This is a genomic window from Nocardioides sp. CPCC 205120 (genome assembly GCF_048654585.1).
In the GTDB taxonomy this organism is placed as follows: domain Bacteria; phylum Actinomycetota; class Actinomycetes; order Propionibacteriales; family Nocardioidaceae; genus Nocardioides.
Genome location: NZ_JBMCYY010000001.1, coordinates 978141 through 1001781, shown reverse-complemented (window position 1 = coordinate 1001781; position 23641 = coordinate 978141). Strand labels below are relative to the sequence as shown.

At 74.9% G+C, this 23641-nt stretch carries 22 protein-coding genes and 1 tRNA gene; 13 read left to right on the top strand and 10 right to left on the bottom strand.

The window, feature by feature from the left end; translation table 11 throughout:
* The first annotated feature begins 24 nt into the window (after positions 1–24).
* Together ACOACO_RS04650 and ACOACO_RS04645 are read left to right on the top strand one after the other, a co-directional pair.
* On the top strand, positions 25–321 hold the full coding sequence (locus ACOACO_RS04650) for a type II toxin-antitoxin system VapB family antitoxin (RefSeq protein WP_420295079.1): 297 nt from the start codon (positions 25–27) through the stop codon (positions 319–321).
* On the top strand, positions 318–869 hold the full coding sequence (locus ACOACO_RS04645; protein ID WP_420295078.1) for a LytR C-terminal domain-containing protein: 552 nt from the start codon (positions 318–320) through the stop codon (positions 867–869). The genes ACOACO_RS04650 and ACOACO_RS04645 overlap by 4 nt, the downstream gene beginning before the upstream one ends.
* Positions 870–890: 21 nt before the next feature.
* Here the strand turns inward: ACOACO_RS04645 and ACOACO_RS04640 are convergent, their stop codons facing one another.
* On the bottom strand, positions 891–2408 hold the full coding sequence (locus ACOACO_RS04640; RefSeq protein WP_420295077.1) for a potassium/proton antiporter: 1518 nt from the start codon (positions 2406–2408) through the stop codon (positions 891–893).
* Positions 2409–2576: 168 nt separating this feature from the next.
* On the opposite strand from ACOACO_RS04640, the gene ACOACO_RS04635 reads away from it, so the two are divergent.
* Both ACOACO_RS04635 and ACOACO_RS04630 read left to right on the top strand, forming a co-directional pair.
* Positions 2577–3086 (top strand): hypothetical protein, encoded by a 510-nt coding sequence (locus tag ACOACO_RS04635; RefSeq protein ID WP_420295076.1) that lies wholly within the window; start codon positions 2577–2579, stop codon positions 3084–3086.
* Positions 3083–4666 carry an alpha/beta hydrolase gene (locus ACOACO_RS04630; RefSeq protein WP_420295075.1) on the top strand — a complete coding sequence of 528 codons (1584 nt, stop codon included), beginning with the start codon at positions 3083–3085 and terminating at the stop codon, positions 4664–4666. The genes ACOACO_RS04635 and ACOACO_RS04630 overlap by 4 nt, the downstream gene beginning before the upstream one ends.
* Here ACOACO_RS04630 and galE read toward each other — a convergent pair.
* A complete protein-coding gene (gene galE, locus ACOACO_RS04625) occupies positions 4654–5673 on the bottom strand; it encodes a UDP-glucose 4-epimerase GalE (RefSeq protein ID WP_420295074.1) in 1020 nt (339 codons plus the stop codon). The two genes, ACOACO_RS04630 and galE, sit on opposite strands and share 13 nt — an antisense overlap.
* Before the next feature lie 105 nt (positions 5674–5778).
* Between galE and ACOACO_RS04620 the strand changes: the two genes are divergently transcribed.
* From ACOACO_RS04620 to ACOACO_RS04610, 3 genes are read left to right on the top strand one after another with little or no spacing between them, the layout of a single operon-like run.
* A complete protein-coding gene (locus ACOACO_RS04620; RefSeq protein ID WP_420295073.1) occupies positions 5779–6222 on the top strand; it encodes a hypothetical protein in 444 nt (147 codons plus the stop codon).
* Between the two features lies 1 nt (position 6223).
* Entirely contained in the window at positions 6224–7159 is a 936-nt protein-coding gene (locus ACOACO_RS04615) for a hypothetical protein (RefSeq protein ID WP_420295072.1), read from the top strand.
* Entirely contained in the window at positions 7156–8565 is a 1410-nt protein-coding gene (locus ACOACO_RS04610) for a hypothetical protein (protein ID WP_420295071.1), read from the top strand. Before ACOACO_RS04615 ends, ACOACO_RS04610 begins: the two co-directional genes overlap by 4 nt.
* A 10-nt stretch (positions 8566–8575) precedes the next feature.
* Here the strand turns inward: ACOACO_RS04610 and ACOACO_RS04605 are convergent, their stop codons facing one another.
* The 3 genes from ACOACO_RS04605 to ACOACO_RS04595 are packed head-to-tail and all read right to left on the bottom strand — an operon-like array spanning position 8576 to position 11272.
* Positions 8576–10084 (bottom strand): VWA domain-containing protein, encoded by a 1509-nt coding sequence (locus ACOACO_RS04605; RefSeq protein ID WP_420295070.1) that lies wholly within the window; start codon positions 10082–10084, stop codon positions 8576–8578.
* Positions 10085–10088: 4 nt separating this feature from the next.
* Entirely contained in the window at positions 10089–10964 is an 876-nt protein-coding gene (locus ACOACO_RS04600; RefSeq protein WP_420295069.1) for an AAA family ATPase, read from the bottom strand.
* Between the two features lie 41 nt (positions 10965–11005).
* Positions 11006–11272, bottom strand: coding sequence for a GlsB/YeaQ/YmgE family stress response membrane protein (locus ACOACO_RS04595; protein WP_277500818.1), 267 nt, complete (start codon positions 11270–11272; stop codon positions 11006–11008).
* Positions 11273–11464: 192 nt separating this feature from the next.
* Here ACOACO_RS04595 and ACOACO_RS04590 point away from each other — a divergent pair, with 192 nt between their 5' ends.
* From ACOACO_RS04590 to ACOACO_RS04565, 6 genes are all read left to right on the top strand, one after another.
* A complete protein-coding gene (locus ACOACO_RS04590) occupies positions 11465–13189 on the top strand; it encodes a BCCT family transporter (RefSeq protein ID WP_420295068.1) in 1725 nt (574 codons plus the stop codon).
* Between the two features lie 62 nt (positions 13190–13251).
* A tRNA-Ser gene (locus ACOACO_RS04585) sits at positions 13252–13341 on the top strand.
* A gap of 190 nt (positions 13342–13531) precedes the next feature.
* A complete protein-coding gene (locus ACOACO_RS04580; protein ID WP_420295067.1) occupies positions 13532–14761 on the top strand; it encodes a GAF domain-containing protein in 1230 nt (409 codons plus the stop codon).
* A gap of 89 nt (positions 14762–14850) precedes the next feature.
* A complete protein-coding gene (locus ACOACO_RS04575; protein ID WP_420295066.1) occupies positions 14851–15720 on the top strand; it encodes a hypothetical protein in 870 nt (289 codons plus the stop codon).
* 152 nt (positions 15721–15872) lie between these two features.
* Entirely contained in the window at positions 15873–17396 is a 1524-nt protein-coding gene (locus ACOACO_RS04570) for an aldehyde dehydrogenase family protein (RefSeq protein WP_420295065.1), read from the top strand.
* Positions 17396–17830 carry a DUF779 domain-containing protein gene (locus ACOACO_RS04565; RefSeq protein ID WP_420295064.1) on the top strand — a complete coding sequence of 145 codons (435 nt, stop codon included), beginning with the start codon at positions 17396–17398 and terminating at the stop codon, positions 17828–17830. Before ACOACO_RS04570 ends, ACOACO_RS04565 begins: the two co-directional genes overlap by 1 nt.
* Positions 17831–17911: 81 nt before the next feature.
* On the opposite strand, the gene ACOACO_RS04560 is transcribed toward ACOACO_RS04565, so the two are convergent.
* The 5 genes from ACOACO_RS04560 to ACOACO_RS04540 all read right to left on the bottom strand — a co-directional run bounded on the left by ACOACO_RS04560 (position 17912) and on the right by ACOACO_RS04540 (position 23634).
* Positions 17912–18904: a hypothetical protein gene (locus ACOACO_RS04560; protein ID WP_420295063.1), complete on the bottom strand. Its 993-nt coding sequence runs from the start codon at positions 18902–18904 to the stop codon at positions 17912–17914.
* On the bottom strand, positions 18901–20565 hold the full coding sequence (locus ACOACO_RS04555; protein WP_420295062.1) for a type VII secretion target: 1665 nt from the start codon (positions 20563–20565) through the stop codon (positions 18901–18903). The genes ACOACO_RS04560 and ACOACO_RS04555 overlap by 4 nt, the downstream gene beginning before the upstream one ends.
* Before the next feature lie 92 nt (positions 20566–20657).
* Entirely contained in the window at positions 20658–21296 is a 639-nt protein-coding gene (locus ACOACO_RS04550) for a LutC/YkgG family protein (protein ID WP_420295061.1), read from the bottom strand.
* Positions 21293–22819 (bottom strand): lactate utilization protein B, encoded by a 1527-nt coding sequence (locus ACOACO_RS04545; RefSeq protein ID WP_420296296.1) that lies wholly within the window; start codon positions 22817–22819, stop codon positions 21293–21295. The genes ACOACO_RS04550 and ACOACO_RS04545 overlap by 4 nt, the downstream gene beginning before the upstream one ends.
* A gap of 17 nt (positions 22820–22836) precedes the next feature.
* Complete coding sequence (locus ACOACO_RS04540; protein WP_420296295.1) at positions 22837–23634, bottom strand: (Fe-S)-binding protein; 798 nt, start codon at positions 23632–23634, stop codon at positions 22837–22839.
* Between the last annotated feature and the right edge of the window lie 7 nt (positions 23635–23641).

The following is a 23641-nucleotide window of genomic DNA, read 5'->3' as shown; positions in this document are numbered from 1 at the left end:
GCGGCTCGTCCGTATGATCGGCCCGTGATCTTCAAGCGCGTCGGCAGTGGACGGCCCTACCCGTCCCACGGGCTCGACGCCGCGGCGTGGGCCGCGGTCCCCCCACGGCAGATCCGTCTCGACCAGCTCGTGACCACGAAGGACACGCTCCAGCTGACGGCGCTGCTGGACGAGGACTCGACCTTCTTCGGCGACCTCTTCGCGCACGTGGTGCTCTGGCGCGGCGAGCTCTTCCTCGAGGACGGGCTGCACCGCGCACTGCGGGCGGCCCTCCAGCAGCGCAACGTGCTGCACGCACGCGTGGTGGTGGTGGAGCAGTGAGCGACCGGACCTCGGAGGGCATGTCGGCCCACACCCGCTCCGCGATCACCCTCGCGGTGCTCGTCGTCGTGCTGCTCGTCGGTCTCGTCCTGGGCTGGAACCGCGTGACGGCCCCGGTGCCGAGCGCCTCCCTGGGCGGCGGCGGCAACGACGTGTGCACCCTGCGCTCGTTCGAGCCCGGCGACGCCCTCACGACGGCGGACGTCACCGTCAGCGTCTACAACGCGAGCGGCCGCTCGCGCCTGGCCAGCCAGACGATGGGCCAGCTCACCGACCGCGGCTTCGTCGCCGGCCGGGTGGGCGACGCCCCGGAGGGCACGGCCGTCGACCGTGTCGAGATCCGCGCGGCCGAGCCGAGCTCGGCGGCCGCGATCCTCGTGCGCGAGAACGTGGGGAGCCCGGCGGCCGTGGTCGCCGACCCCGACGTGGAGGGCATCGTCGTCTACGTCGGCCCGTCCTGGCAGGGCCCGACCGGCGACGCGCGGGGCGACATCACGGTCGCCAACGCCGAGGAGGTCTGCGGTCCGCAGGAGGCCCCGCTCCCCTGACCCGGTCCGGTAGGACGGGCGTCAGTGCCGCCGTACCGCCGGGGGCCGGCTCCCCCAGCGGGCCAGCCGGCCGTTCTGCGAGACCAGCCGCAGGCGCGCCTCGGTGGCCTCGCGCTGCGCGCGGGGCGTGACGAGGATGAGGTCGTCGCCGCGCCGCAGCGCCGTCGTCGGCTCGGGCACGAGCACGACGTCGCCGCGCACGACGAGCGAGATGGACGCCCCGACGGGCAGGCGCAGCTCGGCGACCTCGACGCCGTGCAGCCGCGACTCCTCGCTGATGCGCACCTGCAGGAGGTCCGCCGCCACGCGCTCCAGCGGCGCCGCCTCGACCTCGAGGTCCCGGGCCTCCCCGTCGTCGGCCAGCCCGAGGCGCCGGGCGACCCACGGCAGGGTGGGCCCGGTGAGCAGGGTGTAGACCACGACGAGCACGAAGACGATGTCGAAGAGCTGCTCCGAGCCCGCCACCCCGCCCGCGAGCGGGATGGTCGCGAAGACGATGGGCACGGCGCCGCGCAGGCCGGCCCACGACAGGAACGCCTGGTCGCGCCACGGCGTCCTCGGGCGGGCGACCGAGCTGACCACGACCGAGACGGGCCGGGCGACCACGGTGAGCAGGAGGCCGGCCGCGAGGGCGATGCCGATGGTCTGCCACGTGAGGCGCCCGGGGCTGAGCAGCAGCCCGAGCATGACGAACAGCCCGATCTGGGCGAGCCACGCGACGCCCTCGGAGAACGACCGGGTGGCCGCGCGGTGGGGCAGGTCCGCGTTGCCGAGCACGAGCGCGGCGACGTACACCGCCGCGAAGCCCGACGCGTGCGCCGCGGCGCCCAGCCCGTAGGCGAGCACCGTCAGGCACAGCACGGCGATGGGGTAGAGACCGGAGGCGGGCAGCGCGGCCCGGCGCATCGTCCACGCGCCGCCGAGGCCGACGGCGAGACCCAGCACCAGGCCCAGCAGCAGCTCGTAGAGGATCTCGGCGACGAGGAGCAGCACCCCGTGCTCGAGCGCCGCCCCCGAGCTGACCAGCACCACGAGCACCACCGTCGGGGCGTCGTTGAGCCCCGACTCGGCCTCGAGGACACCGGTGATGCGGCGCGGCAGCGGCACGACGCGCAGCACCGAGAAGACCGCCGCCGCGTCCGTCGCCGAGGTCGCCGCGCCGAGCAGCACCGACAGCTGCCACGACAGGCCGAGCAGGAAGTGGGCCCCGAGCGCGACGACGAGCACCGAGACGCCCATCCCCACCGTCGCCAGGGTCAGCCCGAGCCGCATGCTGGGCCGGATCTCGCGCCAGTCGGTCGTCAGACCGCCCTCGGCCAGGATCACCACCAGCGCCCCGAAGCCCAGCGCGTGCGCGAGACCGGCGTCGGAGAACTGGATGCCGAGGCCCGCGTCGCCCAGGGCCACGCCCATCAGCAGGTAGAGGATGAGGCTCGGCAGGCCCGCCCGTGTCGAGACCCGGACGGCGAGGATGGCGAGCAGGGTGACCGCGGAGCCGACGAGCAGGAACCTGTCGAGGTCGTGCGCGTCGAAGGTCACGTGCACCTCGGGGGCGTCGGCGGTGGGGGCGTGGGCCCGATCCTAGTGCCCGGGGGGCCGGCGGTTCTCCACAGGAACGGCGCACCGGGTTTGGGCCACCGTGACGTCCGGGGCACCCCCGGGTCGAGGCGGGCGCGCACGGCGCCCGAGCGCACCCGAGGAGGAGACATGCTGCTGCCCGATCCCCAGGCCCTGCGGCGCCTGGCGACGACGTACGACGCACGCGCCACCGCCATCCGCACCGAGGCCGACGCCCTGCAGGGCCGGGCCGAGGCGACGCCGTGGCTCGGCGCCGCCGCGGTCGCGATGCTCGCGGGCACGTCGTGCGCGGCGGACGACCTGCGCCGTACCGCCGACGACCACGCCGAGGTCGCCCGGGCCCTGGCGGCCCACGCCCGCGACGTGGAGTCCGCGCTGGTGCTCGTCGAGGCGGCGCGCCGGGAGTTCCTCGAGGTCGCCTCGTCCGTCGGCGCCCGCGTCGTCGACGTCGGCGGGGCGGTCGTGGACCTGGCCCAGGACGTCGCCGGCGGCGTGGCCGGCGGGCTGGCCGACCTCGTCGGCCTCGGCGACGACGCAGCCGCGGCGGCCGACGACCTCCGGGAGCGGATCGAGCGCATCGACGTGCCCGCGCCCGGCGACCCCGCGTGGCTCACCTTCGACGTGCCGGGCCTGCGATGAGCGCGCTCACCCAGCCGGTCCCGCCGTACGGGCCGGTCGCACCGGGCCACGTGCCGGGCGCCGCGCAGCCCGTCGTCCCCGCCGACGGTCTGCGCACCGCGGGCGGCACGGGCAGCCTCGCGGCCACCTACGCCTCGGTGGAGCAGCTCGGCGGTCTGCTGCAGGACGCGGGCGAGCTCGTGCTGTTCTGGGGCGCGGCCGCGACGGCCACGCTGGTCGACGGCGACCTGCTGCAGTCGGCGCCGTACTCCCCCGTCTCGTTCGCCCGCGTCGAGTCCCTGCTCGTGGGGCTGACCACCGGCCGGCGGGGCCTCGCGGCGCAGGCAGCGACCTGGATGGCGCTCGGCGTCGCGGTGCGGGAGGCGGTCCGGCTCGTGCGCGCCGCCGACGAGGCCGTCGCGGTCACCATGAACGCGACCGACTACCTCTGCGCCTACGTCAACGGCTGGGCCCTGACGCGGGGCGCCCGCCTCGTCGGGTACGACGGGCCGATCCCTGGCGGCCCGGGGGACGACCTGCGGTGGCTGCGCGACGACCTCGAGGGCGGCGGCGCGGGCGCCGACGACCCCCGGGCTGCGGTCCTCGCGCGGCTGGCGGAGCGGTTGGCGCAGGACAACCCCACGGTGGTCGAGGGCCTCCTCGGACGCAGCGGCGGGTTCGTCGAGGGCGCGTGGGACGCCGACGACTCCTGGTTGCCGACCCCCTTCGGCGGGGACACCTTCGTGCCGCACGTCGGCGAGGCCGCGGCCGTCCTGTCGGACGCGTACGTCGACGGGGTCCCCGTCGTGGAGCAGGTCGGGGCTCCCCGCACGGGGGCCGCGGCCGTCGGCACGGGCGGCCTCGTCGCGGCCCTCGCGCGCACGGCCACGCTCTCGGGCCGGCCGTCGGCCGGCGGGACGATCGAGATCCAGCGCGTCGGCACGGGCGAGGGCGCGCACCACGTGGTGCTGCTGCCGGGCACGGACGACCTGGGCACGCTGCCGTGGACGCAGGACGCCGACGCGCGGGACCTCGGCACCAACCTGCGCTCGATGGCCGGGGAGAGCACCGTCTACCAGCGCGGGATCGAGGAGGCCATGCGCGCCGCCGGCATCGGCCCCGACGACCCCGTCACCCTCGTCGGCCACTCCCAGGGCGGGATGGCCGCGGCGCAGGTGGCGGCGAGCGGGCACTTCCGGGTCGAGGACGTGGTCACCCTCGGCTCCCCCGTGGCACTGATGCCGGAGACGCCGGACGGCACCCGCGTGACGTCGCTGGAGAACACGCGCGACCTCGTGCCCCTGCTCGACGGCAGGCCCAACCCCGGGGCGGTGCACCACCTGACCGTCACCTTCGAGGGCGGCGGCGACGACGTGGTGGAGGCCCACTCCCTCGACGCCTACGCCCGCGGGGCCGCGGCGATGGACCGCTCCGACGACCCGGCGGTGCGGCAGCGGCTGGAGGGCCTGCGGGCCAGCGGCGCCATCGACGGGGACGGCCCCGTCGACGTCACGACCTACCGCATCACCCGCGGCGCGCCCCCGGACCTGCCGTTCGGGCCCGACCCGGCGTGGCTGGAGGAGCCGGGTCAGGCGGGGTAGCCCTCGGGGTTCGCCTGCTGCCAGCGCCACGTGTCGGCGACCATGTCGTCGATGGTGCGGCGGGCGCGCCAGCCGAGCTCCTCGGCGGCGCGCGTCGTGTCGGCCCAGTACGCCGGCAGGTCGCCCGGGCGGCGCGCGACGACCTCGTGCGGGAGGGGGCGGCCGACGACCGCGCAGAACGCGTCGAACAGCTCGCGCACGCTCGTGCCGCGCCCGGCGCCCAGGTTGAAGGCGCGCACGGGCGTGGCCATGGTGTCGAGGTGCTCGAGGGCGGCGACGTGGCCCTCGGCCAGGTCGAGCACGTGCACGTAGTCCCGCAGGCAGGTGCCGTCGGGGGTGTCGTAGTCGTCGCCGAAGATGGCAAGCCGCTCGCGACGCCCGACCGCGACCTGCGCGACGTACGGCATCAGGTTGTTGGGCACGCCCTGCGGGTCCTCGCCCATGCGGCCGGACGGGTGCGCGCCGACGGGGTTGAAGTAGCGCAGCAACGCCACGCGCAGCCCGGGCGTGGCGGCGGCGACGTCGGCGAGCACCTGCTCGGTCATCACCTTGGTGCGCCCGTACGGGCTCGCGGCCGCCAACGGCTCGTACGTCTCGACGTACGGCACGGGGGCGTGGTCGCCGTACACGGTGGCCGACGACGAGTAGACGAGCCGCCGCACCCCGTGGCGCTCCATGGCCGCCAGGAGGCTGAAGGTCGAGTCGAGGTTCGTGCGGTAGTAGTCGAGCGGGCGCTCGGCGCTCTCGCCGACGGCCTTGCGGCCGGCGAAGTGCACGACCGCGTCGGGCGCGGCCGCCGCGACGACGGCGTCGGTGCGCCCGGCGTCCGTGAGGTCCACCACCTCCAGCGCGGCGCGGCGCCCCGCGAGCTCCGCGACGCGGTCCAGCACCGCCGGTCGCGCGTTCGAGAAGTCGTCGGCGACGACGACGTCGTGGCCCCGTTCCAGCAGGGCGACCACCGTGTGGGAGCCGATGTAGCCGGCTCCGCCGGTGACGAGGATGCGCACCTCGTCATCCTAGGGACGCACCAGGGCCTGCGTACTCAGATGTTTCGTCCTCCTGGCCACCGGGCAAGGGATCGGCCGGACGGGGAACGACCGGGAGGACGAGGAATGTACGGCGACGCCGCAGTGATCCGCAGACGTGCCGCGCAGCTGCGCGAGCAGGCGGTCGACGTGCGCGCCCTGGCGGACCGCCTGGTGGCGGGCGCGGACGGGATCGACTGGAACGGGCGCGCGGCCGAGGACCTGCGGCTGCGGATGCGGGACCGGGCCGCGCAGCTGCGGCAGGTCGCCGCGCTGCACGAGACGGCCGCCGAGTCCCTGGCCCGGCACGGCGCGGAGGTGGGCGACCTCAAGGACGCCATCGCCGACGCGGAGCGCAAGGTGGGCGCGCTCGTCGCCGAGGCCCGCAACCGCCAGGCCGAGCTGTCGTCGTACGACGACGCGGCCGGTGTCACCCGCACGCTGAGCCAGGAGGACCAGGAGCTCGTGGACGCAGACCTTCCCCCCGCCGGTCACAAGGACTGGCTCGAGCTGACCCTGCAGGGCCGCTGACATGACGACCATCGACCTCGGCACGCCGCCCGTCGCCGCGCTGCCCCTCCTCGACGGCCTCCCGCGCAGGGTCGCGCTGACCCTCCCCGAGCTGCAGCACTGCGCGGTCGCCGCCGGCGGCGCCCCGCTCCCCTTCCTCCTCGGCGGACCCGCGGCCGGTGACGCGCCGGCCGACCTGCTGGCGGACCGCCTCGGCGCGCAGCGCGCCGACACCGACGTGCAGGCGTACGTCGACGCGCTCGCCTCGCTGCACGACCCGGCGGGCACCCTGGCCCGGCGCGGGCTGCTCGGGGAGGACGGCGTGGACCCCGGCGTGCTCGGCGCGATCGGTCTGCTCGCCGCGCCCCGCATCGGCATCGACCTCGACGTCGTCGCCGGCGGCGTGCGCGCCAAGGCCTGGCACCGCCAGGCGGGCGGCGCCGTGGCCACGCTCGCCACGACCGACGGCATCGTCTTCGACCTCGCCTGGTTCCCCAGCGAGGGGTGGGCCGACGAGCTCGGCCGCGTCGCCGTCCTCCCGGAGGACGTGACGCTCGCGCCGTCGTCGGTGCCCGAGTGCGTCGACCTCCCCTACGAGCTGGTCGACGCCGCCGGCGAGGCCCTGCGCACCCACCGCGCCGACGTGCTGCCCGCCCTCGTGGCCCAGCACCTCGGGGCCGTGCACGACCAGGACGGGCGCGCCCTCGGCGAGGGCGAGGTGCTCACCGTCGTGCAGGCGCTGCACACCGAGACCCAGGGCCGGGTGCGCGCCATGCTCGCCGACATCGCCGCCGAGGCCACGACGGTCGGCGTCGTCTCCTGGCTCCTGCTGGCCGACGGCTGGCACCAGCTCCGTCCCCACCGGGACGGTGACACCCACCGGGTGGAGGTGCGCCGGGTCGACCCCGGTGACTTCCCCACCGCTCTCGCACCCGTCCTCGCGGAGGTGACCGCATGACCGTCCCCGAGACCGCACAGGACGGCACGGCCGACACGGCCGCGCCCGACGCCGAGGCCACGGAGCCCACCGACACCGCCGCCGGCCCCGCCGCCGGTCCCGACCCGGTCGCCGCCGCCGCGAAGGCCGAGGAGCGCTACGAGCGGATGCTCGCGCTGGCCGACCTCTTCGACGGCACGGGCGACGAGCTGCGGGCCCGGGCCCGCCTGGGCAGAGAGGTGCTCGAGGACGAGGCGGTCGCTGAGTCGGCCCCCCTGTCCCCGCGCACGTTCGAGACCGCGGAGGCCGACGTCCGCGCCGCCACGACGGGGCGCCACGGCCTGATGAGCCGGTCGGTCGAGCTGGACGCCGACGCCCTCGTGGTGCGCGCGACCGTGCTGACCTACCAGTGGATCGACGAGCTGCAGGACGTCGCGTTCCGCACCCTCGGCTCCGTCGCGGGCCGGGCGATCGGCTACCTGGCGCCCGAGGTGGCGCTCGGCGGCGCGATCGTCTCCGCCGGGCTCATCGAGACCGACGCGATGGACCGCGACGGGCTGGCGGCGTACCTCGGGGAGCTCGCCGAGCAGAACCCGGAGCTGCTCGACCACGTCTCCACCGGCGGCGGCGGCCTGCTCGAGAGCCTGCAGATGCGCTCCCTGCTGACCGCCTCGTTCCTCGCGGGCGACCGCGGTCCGGCGGCCGGGCGGGCCGGTCTCGCCGCAGTCGGTGCGGGTGACTTCGAGGTCGACTCGGGCGCCGCCTTCCGCGACATCGCCGTCGGGCTCGCCGACGTCGAGCAGCCGGGCGCGCCGGCGACCGTCGACGCGGACGGGCTCACCGTCCCCCGCTCGATCGAGGACCTCATGACCTCGCTGGCCACGCTGACCCGCCGCGTGCAGGTGCAGCGGGTGCGCGAGGGCCGCTACATCGCCTACCTGCCCGGCCCCGACGGCGGGGCCCGCGGCCGGCTGCGGCTCGTCGGCGGCGACCACGCGGCGTACGGCGACGAAGTCGTGGCCGCGATCGAGCGTGCGGTGGGCGACGAGCCGGACGCGCGGGTCATGCTCGTGGGCTCGGCCCAGGGGGGCCTGACGGCGGCCGAGGTGGCCGCGGCGGCCTCCTCGGAGGCGTTCACCATCGACCAGGTGGTGACGGCCGGTGCGCCCTCCTCGCAGGTGCCGCGGATCCCCGAGGGCACCCGCGTGCTGTCACTGGAGGACCGCACGGACCCCGTCGCGCTGCTCGGCTCGCTCATCAACCAGGGCCTGGCGAACCGCATCACCGTCGTGTTCGACGGCGAGCACGCGCGCCGCGAGCGCAGCGACCTCTACGTCGCCGGCGGGCGCGCCGCGGACGCGGCCACCCACCCGGCGCTGCGGGCGGAGATCGACCGGATCACGCAGCTGGGCTACCTGGCGGGCTGAGCCCGCCGGGTCACAGCACCCGCTGCACGAACTCCTCGAGCTGCACGAGGTTGCGGCACTCCACCATCGGCACCACCGCGGCGTACCGGGAGGCGGCCGAGTCGCCGCTGTCCCAGTGCCGCGGGTGCTCGGGGTTGAGCCACCACGCGGCGCGGATGCCGCTCGTCATGGCGCGCAGCTCGTCGAGGGCCAGGTCGGAGTAGTTGCTGCGGGCGTCGCCCAGCACGAGCAGGGAGGACGACGGGCCCAGCGCGTCGCCGTACCGGCTGCGGAAGCTGCGCAGCGCGGCGCCGTAGCTGGTGCGCCCGACGAGCGCGGCGTGCTGGGTGCTCGCCACCAGCTCCTCCATGACCTCCGCCGGGTCGCGGCCGGGGCGCAGCACGTGGGTGACCTCGGTGGTGCGGTCGACGAAGGTGAAGGCGCGCAACCGGCCGAGGTTCTCGCGCAGCGCGTAGGTGAGCAGCAGCGTGAACTGGGCGAAGTGCGCCACCGAGCCGCTCACGTCGCAGAGCACGACGAGGTCCGTGCGGTGGGGCCGGCGCGGCCGGTGCAGCGTGCGGATCGGCACACCGCCGGTGGACATCGAGGCCCGGACGGTGCGGCGGAAGTCCAGCGGCCCGCCGCGCTGCGCCGCCCGCTGCTTGGCCAGCCGGGTCGCCAGGCGCCGCGCGAGGGGGGCCACCTGGCGGCGCATCTCGTCGAGGTCCTCGCGCCGGGCCGCGGTGAAGGCGAGCCGGTCGATGCTGGGGCGCACGGCGACGTCGGCGACGTACTCCGGCGACTTGCGCTCGGCGATGCGGCGCCGCGCGTCGTCCTCGACGAGCCGCGCGAACCGGCCCACGCCCCGCGCGACGCTCCGCTCCGCCCGCTCGCGGGCCGCCGGGTCCATCGCGTCGGTGTCGAGGTGGCCGAGGAGCCCGGCGACGACCCGATCGGTCAGCTCGCCGGGGGCGAGGCGCCGCAGGGTCTGGTACGCCGAGTACGCCGTCTGCCCGGCGGTGCGCCCGGGCATGGCGCCGAACCGGCCGACGGCCTCGGCGGCGAGGCGGGCCAGGTCTTCCCCGGGCGGGGCGGCGTCCCCGTCGGGCTCGGCACGCTCCCCCGCCTCCGCGGCGAGCGCGTCGGCCATCGTGGTGGCGAGGCGGTCGCGGAAGGCGGCGACGGCCTCGGCGTTGTCGCGGCTCAGGTCGACGGCGCGGCTCGCCGCCGGGTCCTCCGCCGCCGGATCGAGCGTGGGCAGGCCCTCGCCGACGAGGTGGGGGAAGAAGAGGTCGAAGAGGGTGTCGAAGGTGGTCCGCTGGCCCGCCTTCTTGACCAGCGTCGCGGCGTACCCCGCGCGCACCGCGGAGCGGTCGGTCCAGTCGAGCCGGCGCAGGGCGGCGGTGGCGTCGAGCCCCTCGGCCAGGCTGACCGGCAGACCGGCCCCGCGCAGCGCCTCGACGAACGCGATGTGGCGGTCGATCAGCCCGCTGCGGGCGGCGGGCTCGGCGGGCTCGGCAGGCGGCGTGGCGGGGGGCACGGGCTCAGGCCCTCAGCCGCAGCTCGCGCACGGCGCGGTCGTGGTCGGTGGAGTGCTTGAGCACGGCGCCCAGGGTGGCGCTGATCGCGGCCTGGTCGAGCTCGCGCACCTCGAGGGCGACGAGGGTGCGGGCCCAGTCGATGGACTCGGCGATCGAGGGCGCCTTCTTGAGCTCGAGCTCGCGCAGCCGCACGACGGTGGCGACGAGCTGGCGGGCGACCGCGTCGTCGAGGTCGGGCACCTGGGCGGCGACGATCTCGCGCTCGCGCTCCGCGTCGGGGTAGTCGAGGTGGAGGTAGAGGCAGCGGCGCTTCAGCGCCTCGGAGAGCTCGCGGGCGGCGTTGGAGGTGAGCACGACCAGCGGCTTGCGAGTGGCGACCACGGTGCCGAGCTCGGGGATGGTCACCTGGAAGTCGCTCAGCACCTCGAGCAGGAGGCCCTCGACCTCGACGTCGGTCTTGTCGACCTCGTCGATGAGCAGGACGGTCGGCTCGTCGCGCCGGATGGCGGTGAGCAGCGGCCGGGTGAGGAGGAACTCCTCGGTGAAGATGTCGTCGTGCGTGGCGTCCCAGTCGGGGGCGGCGCCGTCGCCGCCACGCGCGGTCTGGATGCGGAGCAGCTGCTTGGAGTAGTTCCACTCGTACAGCGCCCGGGCCTCGTCGAGGCCCTCGTAGCACTGGAGCCGCACGAGGCCGGCGCCCGTAGCGCGGGCGACGGCCTTGGCGAGCTCGGTCTTGCCGACCCCCGCCGGGCCCTCGAGCAGCAGGGGCTTCTCCAACGCCCCCGCGAGGTACGCCGTGGTGGCCGTGGCCGTGTCGGCCAGGTAGCCGGCGTCGCCCAGGCGGGCGGCAGCGTCGGTGGGCGAGGAGAACCAGGTCATGGCGTCATCCTCACCCACCGCGCTCACCGGTGGACGGTGGGTCAGGCGTGGGTCTTGCGACGACCCATGATGCCCTCGACGAAGCCCACCAGGACGACGGCGGCGATGATCGCCACGATCGCGCCGATGATGTTGAGCTCGCCGAAGTCACCCGTGCCGAGCAGCGTCGCCACGACACCGCCGATGAGCGAGCCGATGACGCCGAGCACGAGCGTGCCGACGAGGCCGAGGTTCTGGCGGCCCGGCTTGATGAGGCGTGCGACGACGCCGACGAAGAGACCGAAGACGATGAAACCGATGATTCCCATGCCCTGACGGTACCCACGAGCCCCGCCTTGAGCGCTTCGTCGCGGGTAGCGCCCGCCACACGCGCCGAGTCGCGCTCAGCAGCGGGGTGGTGTAAGGCGGGGTGTGGCCGGCGGCGGCCGGTTTGACGTGCGCCGAGGACCCCACCAGGGTTGCACGGTTCTTCGTCGAGACCAGGAGAGGGCAAGCCGACCGTGAGCGAGACGTCCCGCACCACCGTGCCACCCACCTCAGCACCGCCCGACGACGGCCGTGCGTCGTCCATCCGCCCCACCGTGTTCTGGCCCGCGCTGCTCGTCCTCGTGGCGGTCGTCGCGGCAGCGATCGTCTTCCCCGACCGGACCGGCGAGGCGTTCGCCGCCGCCCAGGACAAGGTCATCGGGACGCTCGGCTGGTACTACACGCTGGCCGTCACCGGCTTCGTCGTCTTCGCCGTCTGGATGGCGGTGGGCCGCTTCGGCGACCTGCGGCTGGGCCCGGACGACGAGGCCCCCGAGTACCGCTTCCCCGTGTGGTTCAGCATGCTCTTCGCCGCCGGCATGGGCATCGGCCTCGTCTTCTGGGGCGCGGCGGAGCCCCTGACCTTCTTCAGCGACCCGAAGCCCGGCGTCACGGGCGACGACGCCCGCCTGGCCGACAGCGCGATGGCGCAGACCCTGCTGCACTGGGGCTTCCACGCCTGGGCCATCTACGTGGTCGTGGGCCTCGCGCTGGCCTACGCGATCCACCGCAAGGGGCGTTCGGTCTCGCTGCGCTGGACCCTCGAGCCGCTCCTCGGCAAGAGGGTCGAGGGCGGCCTCGGTGACGTCATCGACGTCGTGGCCATCGTCGGCACCGTGGCGGGCGTCGCGACCTCGCTCGGCCTCGGCGTCTCGCAGATCTCGGCCGGCCTCGTGCACCTCGGCGTGATCGAGGAGGCCACGGACCCGGTGAAGGTCGGCCTCATCATCGGCATCAGCATGCTGGCCACGCTGTCGGTGGTGTCCGGGCTCGACGTCGGCATCAAGTGGCTGTCGAACATCAACCTCGGCATCGCCGGGCTGTTCGCGCTCGCCGTCCTCGCGCTGGGCCCGACCCTGTTCATCCTGCGCAGCCTCGTCGAGAACATCGGCAGCTACCTGTTCAACATCGTGCCGCTGAGCTTCGACACCACCGCGTTCCTCGGTGCGGAGGGCGCGGCCTGGCAGGCGAGCTGGACCACCTTCTACTGGGGCTGGTGGATGTCCTGGGCCCCGTTCGTGGGGCTCTTCATCGCCCGCATCTCCCGCGGACGCACCGTGCGCGAGTTCGTCGCGGGCGTGCTGCTCGTGCCCACGGCCGTCTCGGCGGTCTGGTTCTCCGTCCTGGGCGGGGCGGCCATCCACCGCCAGATGTTCGGCGAGGGCGGCCTCGTCGGCGAGGACGACACCATCGACTCCGCCGGCGCGCTCTTCTCCCTGGTGGGCGACCTCCCCGGCGGGACGATCCTGGCCGGGGTCGCGATCGTCCTGGTCACCATCTTCTTCATCACCTCCTCCGACTCCGGCTCCCTGGTCGTCGACATGCTCGCCTCCGGTGGCGACACCGACCCGCCGCGGTGGAGCCGGGTCATGTGGGCGAGCATCTCCGGCCTCGTCGCCATCGGCCTGCTGCTCGCCGGCGGGCTGGACGCCCTGCAGACCGGCGCGATCCTCACCGCCCTCCCGTTCAGCGTCGTCATGATCGCCATGTGCGTCGCGCTCCACCGGGCGTTCAAGGCGGAGTACAACGAGATCCGTCGTCTCGACCTGAAGGCGCGGCGCAAGGTGCTCTCGGAGGAGATCAGCGAGTCCGTGACCAACGACCTCGTCGAGAACTTCGACGACCACTTCGGCCAGCCGGTCGACGACCGGATCGAGACCGCGCTGCGCAACAGCGACGAGGTGGACGAGCACCGCTGAGGGCCCGCCGTCCCCGGGACCTGATTTCTGCCCCGGGGCCGGGGTCCGATAGTGTTCCCCGCGGTGGCGTGTCCGAGCGGCCTAAGGAGAACGCCTCGAAAGCGTTTGTGGGTGCAAGCCCACCGAGGGTTCAAATCCCTCCGCCACCGCCACACCTCCCGGAAGCCCGGGCCCCACGGGGCCCGGGCTTCCGGCATCTCGCGCCACCCGTCGACGCGACACCCGGGCGAGGAGCATCATGGTCCTGTGACCCCGGTCACGGGCCGTCGCGTGCTCGCGCGCCGGCCGCGGGCAACGGTGCCCCCGGGGTCGACGGGACGGACGGGTGAGCGACGCGTGGGCATGACGAGACACCTCCGCCCGCGGCGCGACGGCGGGATGCGGTCGGCCGTGGTGGACTCCTGGCACCGTTCGGCCTCGGCGGGCGTGCGGCCCGACGACGCCACGGCGCCCATCACGCTGCCCGAGGACGCGCTGCGCGACCAGCGCGAGGCCCACCCGTTGGCGCGCGTCTTCCCGCTGCTCGACGACGTGCTCGGCCACGCCGCGCGCGACTGCGGGGCCGTCATGGCGGTGTCGGACGCCGACGGCCAGCTGCTGTGGGTCTGCGGCACCCCGACGACGCTGCGCAAGGCCGAGGCGATCGGCTTCGTCGAGGGGTCGAACTGGGACGAGCGCCTCGCCGGCACCAACGCGCCCGGCCTGGCCCTGGCCCTCGACCAGCCGGTGAGCATCGTGCGCGACGAGCACTTCCGCTCCGCCGTGCAGGGCTGGAGCTGCGCCGCCGCCCCCATCCACGACCCCGGCACCCACGCGCTGCTGGGCGTCCTCGACATCACCGGCGGCGACCAGATCGTCGTGCCCCAGACCATGGCGATGATCCGCGCCGCGGCCCGCATGGCCGAGCTCGAGCTGGCGCGCGACCTGCTGACCCGGCAGACGCCGGCGCCGGCCCCGGCCGCGCCCGGCACCCACCTCGTGCTCGAGGGGCTGGGGCGCACCGACGCGCTCCTCACCGTCGAGGGCGCCGGCGGCACGCCCCGGACGCTGCGGCTCTCGCGGCGCCACAGCGAGATCCTCCTGCTCCTCGCCTCGGCGCCGCAGGGCCTGTCCGGCGACGAGCTGGCCGTGCTGCTGTACGCCGACGAGGGCGGCGGGTCCTCGACGCTGCGGGCGGAGCTCAACCGCCTGCGCCACCTGCTGGGCGAGGACCTGCTGGCGTCGCGCCCGTACCGCCTCACCGCCCAGGTCACCGGTGACTGGCTCACCGTCGAGGCGCTGCTGGCGACGGGCGACCTGCGGGCCGCCATGCGGGCGTACGGCGGACCCGTGCTGCCCCGCTCGACCGCTCCGGGCGTGACCCGGCTGCGGGAGAACCTCGAGTCGCAGCTGCGCGGGGCGCTCCTGCGCAGCTGCGAGGCCGACCTCATGTCGCAGTGGACGCGCTCGACGTGGGGGGCCGACGACTACGAGATGTGGCAGGCGCAGCGCCGCGCGGTCGGGGCGGCGTCGCCCATGCTGCCGCTCATCGACGGCCAGCTCGCCCGGCTCGACCGCGAGCTCGGGGTCTGAGCGGGCGCCCGGTCCAGACCAGCAATCCGCGGCTCCGGGCGGGCCGAACGTGGGGTGGGACACACGTCCCCCGACCCGAAGGAACCGCCATGGCCCCCTCCCGCCGTCCTCGCCTCCCCCGCGTCGCCCTCCCGGCCCGCCTCCGCTCGGTCCGCCCCACGCCCGCCCTCCTCGTCGCCTCGCTCGCCCTCGCGGTCGCCGCCGGTGGCGGCACGGCGTACGCCGCCAGCCAGATCGGCGGGGAGAACATCCGCAACGGCTCCATCACGGGGTACGACGTGCGCGACGGCTCGCTCTACCGCGCGGACTTCGCGAAGAACCAGCTGCCGGCCGGTCCCCGCGGGGCGACGGGCGCGACCGGTCCCCGGGGCGCGACCGGTGCGCCGGGCGCCCGCGGTCCGCAGGGCGCGCCCGGCACCCCGGGCACCCCCGGGACGCCGGGCCAGCAGGGCCCTCAGGGCGACCAGGGACCGCAGGGCGAGCAGGGTCCCGCCGGCCCGGGCGTGCGCTGGTTCCTCGTCGACGCCTCCGGCGCGATCGTCGACCAGTCGGGCGGCTTCACGGTGGCCGCGGCGTACCCCGAGCTGGCCGACACCGCCGCGGCGGGCGCCCCCTCGAACGCGCTCCGGGCGGCCGGCAACGTCTACGTGGACGCGGGCGAGGACCTCACCGGGTCGGGCATCGTGGCCACCATCGCGCTGCAGAACCAGGCCGACCAGAACGGCGACGGCGTCACCAACGGCCGGGCGGCCGGCGCCGACAGCAACCCCGAGTTCTCCGGCGAGATCACCGCGACCACCTGCGGCCTGGCCGGGATCGTCGCCTGCGCGCCGACCGGCACGAACAACGCCAACCACCTCGTCGTCAGCCCGCGCCTCAGCGACGGGTCGGTCACGACCGCGACGAACCGCAAGCGCTTCTACGTCATCGTCACCGACGGCGGGATCACCATCGGCTGAGCGCCGGAGTGCGCAGGTTCAGTCCCGGCGCGCGTGCGGGGCTGGATCCACGCACTCGGCCGGGAGCGGCACGCAACGGTCCTGCAACGTGGGCGCACCTAGCGTGTGAGCGCAGTCACACACCGCCTCACGCACCGAGGAGAGCACCGCCCATGACCGTCTACGCCGCTCCCGGCTCCGCCGACTCGCTCGTCTCCGTCGAACCCCGCTACGACCACTTCATCGGTGGCGAGTGGGTCGCTCCGGTGAAGGGCAACTACTTCGAGAACATCTCCCCCGTCAACGGCAAGCCGTTCACGGAGGTCGCCCGCGGCACGAGCGAGGACATCGACGCCGCCCTCGACGCCGCCCACGCGGCCGCCGACAAGTGGGGCGCCACGTCGCCCACCGAGCGCTCGAACATCCTGCTGAAGATCGCGGACACGATCGAGGCCAACCTGCCGGCCCTCGCCGTGGCCGAGACCTGGGACAACGGCAAGCCGGTGCGCGAGACGCTGGCCGCCGACCTGCCGCTCGCGGTCGACCACTTCCGCTACTTCGCCGGCGCGCTGCGCGCCCAGGAGGGCGGCGTCTCGGAGATCGACTCGGAGACCTACGCCTACCACTTCCACGAGCCGCTGGGCGTCGTCGGCCAGATCATCCCGTGGAACTTCCCGATCCTCATGGCCGTGTGGAAGCTCGCGCCCGCCCTGGCGGCCGGCAACTGCGTGGTGCTCAAGCCCGCCGAGCAGACCCCGTGGTCGATCCTCAAGCTCGTCGAGCTGGTGGGCGACCTGCTGCCGGCCGGCGTGCTCAACGTCGTCAACGGCTTCGGCGTCGAGGCCGGCAAGCCGCTGGCCTCCTCGCCCCGCATCGCGAAGATCGCGTTCACGGGCGAGACCACCACGGGCCGGCTGATCATGCAGTACGCCAGCCAGAACATCATCCCGGTCACCCTCGAGCTGGGCGGCAAGAGCCCGAACATCTTCTTCGAGGACGTCGCCGCGGAGCGGGACTCGTTCTACGACAAGGCGCTCGAGGGCTTCGCCATGTTCGCGCTCAACCAGGGCGAGGTCTGCACCTGCCCGAGCCGCGCACTGGTGCAGCGCTCCATCTACAGCGACTTCGTGCCGGAGGCGATCGCCCGCGTCGAGAAGATCACGCAGGGCAACCCGCTCGACGACTCGACGATGATCGGCGCGCAGGCCTCCAACGACCAGCTGGAGAAGATCCTCAGCTACATGGACATCGGCAAGCAGGAGGGCGCGAAGATCCTCACCGGCGGCGAGCGCAACGTGCTCGAGGGCGACCTGGCCGAGGGCTACTACGTGCAGCCGACGATCTTCGAGGGCGACAACTCGATGCGCGTCTTCCAGGAGGAGATCTTCGGCCCCGTGGTCGCGCTGACCTCGTTCGACGACGAGGCCGACGCGCTCAAGGTCGCCAACGACACCCTCTACGGCCTCGGCGCCGGCGTCTGGTCGCGCGACGGCAGCCGCGCGTTCCGCATGGGCCGCGGCATCAAGGCCGGTCGCGTCTGGACGAACTGCTACCACGCCTACCCGGCCCACGCCGCGTTCGGCGGCTACAAGCAGTCGGGCATCGGCCGCGAGAACCACAAGATGATGCTGGACCACTACCAGCAGACGAAGAACCTCCTGGTGTCCTACTCGCAGAACGCCCAGGGCTTCTTCTGATGACGACGCCCGACACCGGCTCCGGCGGCACGCCGCTGCCGCCCGAGCCGGTGCGGGTGGCGGTCACCGACGCGGCGGCCGAGCTCGTGCGGCGCCTCACCGACATGCACGGCCCGGTGATGTTCCACCAGTCCGGCGGCTGCTGCGACGGGTCGGCGCCCATGTGCTACCCCGACGGCGACTTCATCACCGGCGACGCCGACATCCACCTCGGGGACCTCGACGTCGGCCTGGAGCGCGGCGTACCCGTGTGGATGTCGCGGGTGCAGTTCGAGTACTGGAAGCACACCCACCTCACCATCGACGTGGTGAAGGGGCGCGGGGCCGGGTTCTCGCTGGAGGCGCCCGAGGGCGTGCGGTTCCTGCTGCGCTCCCGGATCCTCACCGACGACGAGTTCCTGGCGCTCGAGAAGAAGATCGCCGACGCGTCCTGAGCCCCGGCGTCGGTACGGCGCGTGCCCGCCGCGCGCCGTACCGACGCGGAGGGCCGGAGGACGACGACAGGTGGCCGGCGCTCAGCCGACCGGTGCACCCACCTCGGCCAGGTCGACCACCTCGTCGGCGGCCGTGCCGGCCGGCAGGCGCACGACCCGCCCGGCCGACCCCTCGACGGGCGCGCACGGCCCGGCCGGGACCGCGCAGGTGGTGAGGACGCCGCCCGCCGTACCCGGGTCGGGGACCACCCCGACGAGCGTGCCGTCCGACAACCGGGACAACGCCCGCCAGCGCTCCGGGTCCACCCCCGGTGGCGCCGCGCCACCGACCTCGAGCCACGGTGCCCCAGCCGGCACGGCGTCCCGCTCGCCCTCGGCGGAGTCCCCCGTCGCCGGGTCGAACGTGCGCAGCCCCTCGGCCGTCTCGACCCAGACCCGCCCGTCGGCGAACCCCAGCACCTCGATCTCGGCGTCCGGGTAGAGCGCCGCGAGGTCGTCGCTGCGGGGGTCGCCCATCCCGTCCGCGGAGCGCAGCACCTCCGCGCCCGTCGCGGCCTCGACGACGACGACCTCGGCCAGCGGCGTGCCGTAGCGGTCCTCCGGACCCGACGTCAGGTCGATCAGCGCGACGTACCGACCGTCGGGCGAGGCCGCGAGGGAGTCGACCCCGATCCCCACCTCGGTGGCCCGCCCCGTCGCGTCAGCCACGTGCAGCGCGTCCGCCGGCCCCAGGTCCTCGGCCCCGGCCGGCACGTCGGCGGGCGTCCGGTAGCCGCGGAACCAGACCCCGCCGCCGGCGACGACGTAGTCCCCCGTCTCCCGGGTCGCGTCACCCACCACGACCCGGGTGCCGTCGGGCAGGTGCACGGTGCCGTCCGCCGCCCACACGAGGCCGTCGACGGCCAGCGGCTCGCCGGCGCTCGGCCAGTCCACGGCGTCCGGGCCGTCCGACGCATCCGGGTCGTCGGTGACCCCGGTGCCGCCCGCGCCCCCCGCGTCGCAGGCGCTGACCGCGACGGCCAGCACCAGCGCCGCCGCCGCGGTGACGAGCCGGGAGGGACGGGGGCCCCTCACCACGGGAGCATCCCGCCGAAGGTGCCGGCGACGCCGTCGTCGGTCCCCGCGTAGTCCGAGGCGGTGGCCGCGAGGCCGTCGACCACGCCGTCGACCGCGCGGGCGCCTGCCTGCAGCGACGTGGTGCCGAGGTCGACGAGCTCGTTCAGGGCGGTGCTCGCGGGGCCGGCCGACGGGACGTCGCCGAGCTGGGCCGCCGTCGATCGCACGCCGTCGATCGCACCGGCGACGGACCGCAGCAGCTCCGCCGCCGCGGCCAGCTCGGCGCCGGCCGTCTGCAGCGTCGCCGGCTCCACCTCGACCTCGTCGGCGTCGAGGCCCAGCTCGTCGAGCGGGGTGCGGGTCATGTGGGGGTTGGCCCACAGGCCGTCGGCGTCGGGCACGCCCCAGAACCAGCCGCCCCGGCCCGTGCCCGCGTCGTCGAACTCCTCGGCCCCGGACTCGTAGGTCGTGACGATCTCGCCGTCGATCTCGACGATGCCCTGCGACATGTTCGGCAGCACGTAGGGGTCGCTGCGCTCGCCGCTCTCGCGGTCCTGCACCACGAGCGCGCTCTCGTTCTGCCGCCCGTGGGAGGTGCTGAACACGAACTCGCCGTCGCGCACGACCACGCCCTGCACGTCGGCGGGCGTGTCGATCGACACCGGCTCGCCCGAGCCGTCGAGCTCGGGAACCCAACCGCCGTCGCCGTCGCTGACGTAGACGTACATGACGCCGTCGGCGTGGGACCCGACGTACAGCTTCCCGTCCGCCACGGCCGTGTACGACGCGGCCGGCACCGACGACGAGGTGCTGGCGTCCACCCGGGTGCCGGGCGGGGCGTTGCGCAGCTCCTCGAGCGAGTAGGTGTAGACCCGGCTGCCGGAGCTGACGTAGACGTGGTCGCCGTCCACGGTGACCCCGCCGACGTGACCGGGCGCGGCACCCTCCTCGTCGCCGAGCTGCACCTCGTTGACCTCGGCGCCGCCGGCCTCGTCGATGAGCGCGAGCGTCGAGTCGCCGTCCTTCGTGTAGTAGCTCTGCAGCAGCAGCCCGGTGGCGTCGCTGTAGCCCAGGCCCTGCGGGATCCACCCCCGCTCGTCGCCCGTCGCCGCCGTGTTGGGGATGAGCGGCCCGAGCGAGCTGCCGTTGTCCGCCAGCCAGTCCTCCGTGCGCTCGAGCCCGCGCTCCACCCACTCGCGCGTCTCCTCGTCGAGGGCGTCGAGGTCGAGCTCGTCCCCGTCGCCCGTCATCACGGCCGTGACGGCGGCGAGCCGGGCGTCGTGGTCGGAGGCGATCCCCGTCAGCTGCGTGCTGACCACGGCCGCCAGCAGCTGCTGCACGAACTCCGGTAGTGCCGGGTCCCGCTCGCGCCACGGCACAATCGCCGCGTCGCCGCGCGCGATCGCGTCCTCCGCCGACGCTGCGGCCTCGTCGAACCCTCCGGCGGCGTGCGTCAGCAGGTTGCGGGTGGTGTCGACGCCACCGAGCAGGCCATCGATGCGTGCGGCGAACACCGACGCCGCCAGCCCCGTCCACGTCGGCACCGCCGCGGCCGCGACGACCTGCTCGCGCGCGGCGTCGAGCCGTGCCGCCTCACTGCGCAACGTCTCCGCGTGGGCGCGCAGCGGCGCGGGCTCACCGCTGGTCACCCGCTGGTGGAGGGTGTCGGGATCGAGCACGGGCGGTCCTTCCGGTCAGGGAGTGACCGCAGGACATCCCCCGGGACGCCCCGCCGGAAACCCGGGGCCCGCCCCTCCCGCCCCGCCCCGCCTCAGCCGACGAGGAGCACGTGCAGCGTGCGGGGGCCGTGGACGCCCTCGACGCGGTCGAGCTCGATGTCGCTCGTCGCGCTGGGCCCGCTGATCCACGTCGCCGGGCGCGCCGGGTCGAGCAGCGCGACCGCGTCGGGAACGTCGTCGACGACCTGGTCGGCCCGCACGAGGCACACGTGCAGGTCGGGCACCAGGCTGATCGCGCGCCGCCCCTGGTCGGCGGTGTGGTCGAGCACGATCGTGCCGGTCTCGGCGATGCCGACCCGGGCGGCCGTGACGACGCCGTGGGTGTCGTCGAGCTCGAGCGCGCTCAGCGGCGCCCCCGGGGTGTCGACAACCGTGTCGACATCACCCGCGGCCAGCGTCGCGACCACGTCGAGGTCGAGGTCCGGCGGGACGACGACCAGCGCGGCGGGGCCGGCGTGCCGCCGTACCGCCGCGAGCACCCGCTCGCCCACCTCGGCCGCCGGGCAGCGCTCGACGACCGCCTTGTAGTCCTCGACCCGCTCGACGAAGAGGTCCAGCCGCTCCTGGGGGGAGTACGCCGGCACGCGGGGCGCGTCGGGCACCTCGCGGGTCCGCTCGACCCCGGCCAGCGCGGTGCGCACCTTGCCGAGGATCTCGTCGCGGGCGCTCATCGCTGCTCCTCCTGGTCGGGCCCCGTCGGACCCGGGGCGGGTGCGTCCGGGGCGCCGGGGCCACGGGTGCGCGCCCACCAGGCGCGGAACGACTCGCGCGGCGGGGCGGGCAGGTCGCGCGCCCCGGTCCACGCGGCGGCGCCCGGGCCCGGGATCGGTCCGGCCGCCGAGCGACCGCCGGGCAGGTGGCGCTTGCCGAAGCGGCCCAGCACCCGGCCGCCGAGGCCGGACAGCCTCTCGACGCGGGCGAGGCGACGGTGGTCGGACAGGGCCCAGGCCGCGCCCTTCATCGCCACGGCCTCCGCCTTGGGCACGCGGTCCCCGCGGTGGCCGTCGACGACCTTCGAGCGCAGGTGCACGAGCACCTCGGGGATGTCGATGCGCACCGGGCACACCTCGAAGCACGCGCCGCACAGCGACGAGGCGTAGGGCAGCGAGTCGGTCTGTTCCCCCTCGATCCCAGGCCGGCCCGTGCCCTTCATCAGCGGGTTGAGGATCGCGCCGATCGGGCCCGGGTAGACCGAGCCGTAGGAGTGGCCGCCCGTGCGCTCGTAGACCGGGCAGACGTTGAGGCAGGCCGAGCAGCGGATGCAGCGCAGCGCCTGGCGGCCGACGTCGTCGGCCAGCGCGCGGGTGCGCCCGTTGTCGAGGAGCACCACGTGCACCTCCTGCGGCCCGTCGCCGGGCGTCACGCCCGTCCACGTCGACGTGTAGGGGTTCATCCGCTCGCCGGTGGAGCTGCGCGGCAGCAGCCGCAGCAGGGGGTCGAGGTCGGCGTACGTCGGCACGACCTTCTCGATGCCCACGACGCTGACGAGCACCTCGGGCAGCGTCAGGCACATGCGCCCGTTGCCCTCGGACTCCACGACGACCAGCGTGCCGGTCTCCGCGACGGCGAAGTTCGCGCCGGAGACGGCCACCTTGGCGCGCAGGAACTTCTCCCGCAGGTGGGCCCGGGCGGCGGCGGCGAGCACGGCGGGCTCGTCGGTGAGGTCGTCCGGGGCGGGCCGGCCGACGCCGCCCATCTCGCGCAGGAAGATCTCCCGCACCTCGGCGCGGTTGCGGTGGATGGCCGGCACGAGGATGTGGCTGGGCAGGTCGCCCGCGAGCTGCACGATGAGCTCGGCGAGGTCGGTCTCCCACGCGGCGATGCCCTCGGCCGCGAGCGCGTCGTTGAGGTTGATCTCGGCGGTCGCCATCGACTTCACCTTCACGACCTCGTCGACCTCGTGGGCCCGGGCCACCTCGGCGACGATGCGGCAGGCCTCCTCGGCGTCGCGGGCCCAGTGCACCGTCGCCCCGTTGGCGACGAGGGACGCCTCGAGCCGCTCGAGCTGCACGTCGAGGTCGCGCAGGGCCGAGTCCTTGACCGCGGCGCCCGCGAGGCGCAGGTCCTCCCAGTCCGCGACCTCGCCGACGACCGCGGCACGCTTGCCGCGGATGACGCCGGTGGCGTGGGCGAGGTTGTGGCGCAGCTGGGTGTCGCCGAGCGCGGCGCGCGCGGCGGTCGGGAACGCCGGCATGCCGACGAAGGTGCCGGTCACGCGGCACCCCCGGCGGAGCGCCCGGAGGTGTGCCCGGCGCGGGCCGGCGTACCGGTCTCGGTGGCGGAGCCCGTGGGCCCGGCCTCCGTGCTGGCGAGGATCTCCGCCAGGTGCACGACCCGCACGCCGGCCTGCTGGCGCGAGAGCATGCCGCCGATGTGGAGCAGGCACGAGTTGTCGCCGGCCACCAGGACCTCCGCGTTCGTCGAGCGCACGTGGCGGGCCTTGTCGGCCCCCATGGCCACCGAGGTGTCGGCGTTCTTCACCGCGAAGGTGCCGCCGAAGCCGCAGCACTCCTCGGCGCCCGGCAGGTCCACGAGCCGCAGCCCGCGGACCTTCTCCAGCAGCTGCCGGGGACGGTCGCCCACCCCGAGCATGCGCAGCGAGTGGCACGTCGGGTGGTAGGTGACGGTGTGGGGGAAGTAGGCCCCCACGTCCGTCACCCCCAGCACGTCGACGAGGAACTCGGTGAGCTCGTAGGTGCGCGGCGAGGTCTCCGCGACCGCGGCCACCAGCCCGGCGTCACCGGAGCGGCGCGCCACCAGCGAGTGCTGGTGGCGCACCGAGCCCGCGCACGACCCCGAGGGGGTGACCACGGCGTCGTACCCGGCGAAGGCGTCGACGAACGTGCGCACGACCGGGACGGCCTCGTCGAGGTAGCCGGTGTTGACCATCGGCTGGGCGCAGCACGTCTGCGCCACCGGGAAGTCCACCTCGACCCCGAGCCGCTCCAGCAGCGTCACGACGGCCTGCCCCGTGGCCGGGAACATGGCGTCGTTGACGCAGGTGACCATCAGCGCG

Coding starts and splice junctions, on each gene's coding strand:
- ACOACO_RS04550 (WP_420295061.1), bottom strand. CDS start 21,296: ATGAGCGCCCGCGACGAGATCCTCGGCAAGGTGCGCACCGCGCTGGCC.
- ACOACO_RS04595 (WP_277500818.1), bottom strand. CDS start 11,272: ATGGGAATCATCGGTTTCATCGTCTTCGGTCTCTTCGTCGGCGTCGTC.
- ACOACO_RS04580 (WP_420295067.1), top strand. CDS start 13,532: ATGACGAGACACCTCCGCCCGCGGCGCGACGGCGGGATGCGGTCGGCC.
- ACOACO_RS04635 (WP_420295076.1), top strand. CDS start 2,577: ATGCTGCTGCCCGATCCCCAGGCCCTGCGGCGCCTGGCGACGACGTAC.
- ACOACO_RS04615 (WP_420295072.1), top strand. CDS start 6,224: ATGACGACCATCGACCTCGGCACGCCGCCCGTCGCCGCGCTGCCCCTC.
- ACOACO_RS04600 (WP_420295069.1), bottom strand. CDS start 10,964: ATGACCTGGTTCTCCTCGCCCACCGACGCTGCCGCCCGCCTGGGCGAC.
- ACOACO_RS04565 (WP_420295064.1), top strand. CDS start 17,396: ATGACGACGCCCGACACCGGCTCCGGCGGCACGCCGCTGCCGCCCGAG.
- ACOACO_RS04545 (WP_420296296.1), bottom strand. CDS start 22,819: ATGCCGGCGTTCCCGACCGCCGCGCGCGCCGCGCTCGGCGACACCCAG.
- ACOACO_RS04620 (WP_420295073.1), top strand. CDS start 5,779: ATGTACGGCGACGCCGCAGTGATCCGCAGACGTGCCGCGCAGCTGCGC.
- ACOACO_RS04630 (WP_420295075.1), top strand. CDS start 3,083: ATGAGCGCGCTCACCCAGCCGGTCCCGCCGTACGGGCCGGTCGCACCG.
- ACOACO_RS04610 (WP_420295071.1), top strand. CDS start 7,156: ATGACCGTCCCCGAGACCGCACAGGACGGCACGGCCGACACGGCCGCG.
- ACOACO_RS04540 (WP_420296295.1), bottom strand. CDS start 23,634: ATGGTCACCTGCGTCAACGACGCCATGTTCCCGGCCACGGGGCAGGCC.
- ACOACO_RS04570 (WP_420295065.1), top strand. CDS start 15,873: ATGACCGTCTACGCCGCTCCCGGCTCCGCCGACTCGCTCGTCTCCGTC.
- ACOACO_RS04575 (WP_420295066.1), top strand. CDS start 14,851: ATGGCCCCCTCCCGCCGTCCTCGCCTCCCCCGCGTCGCCCTCCCGGCC.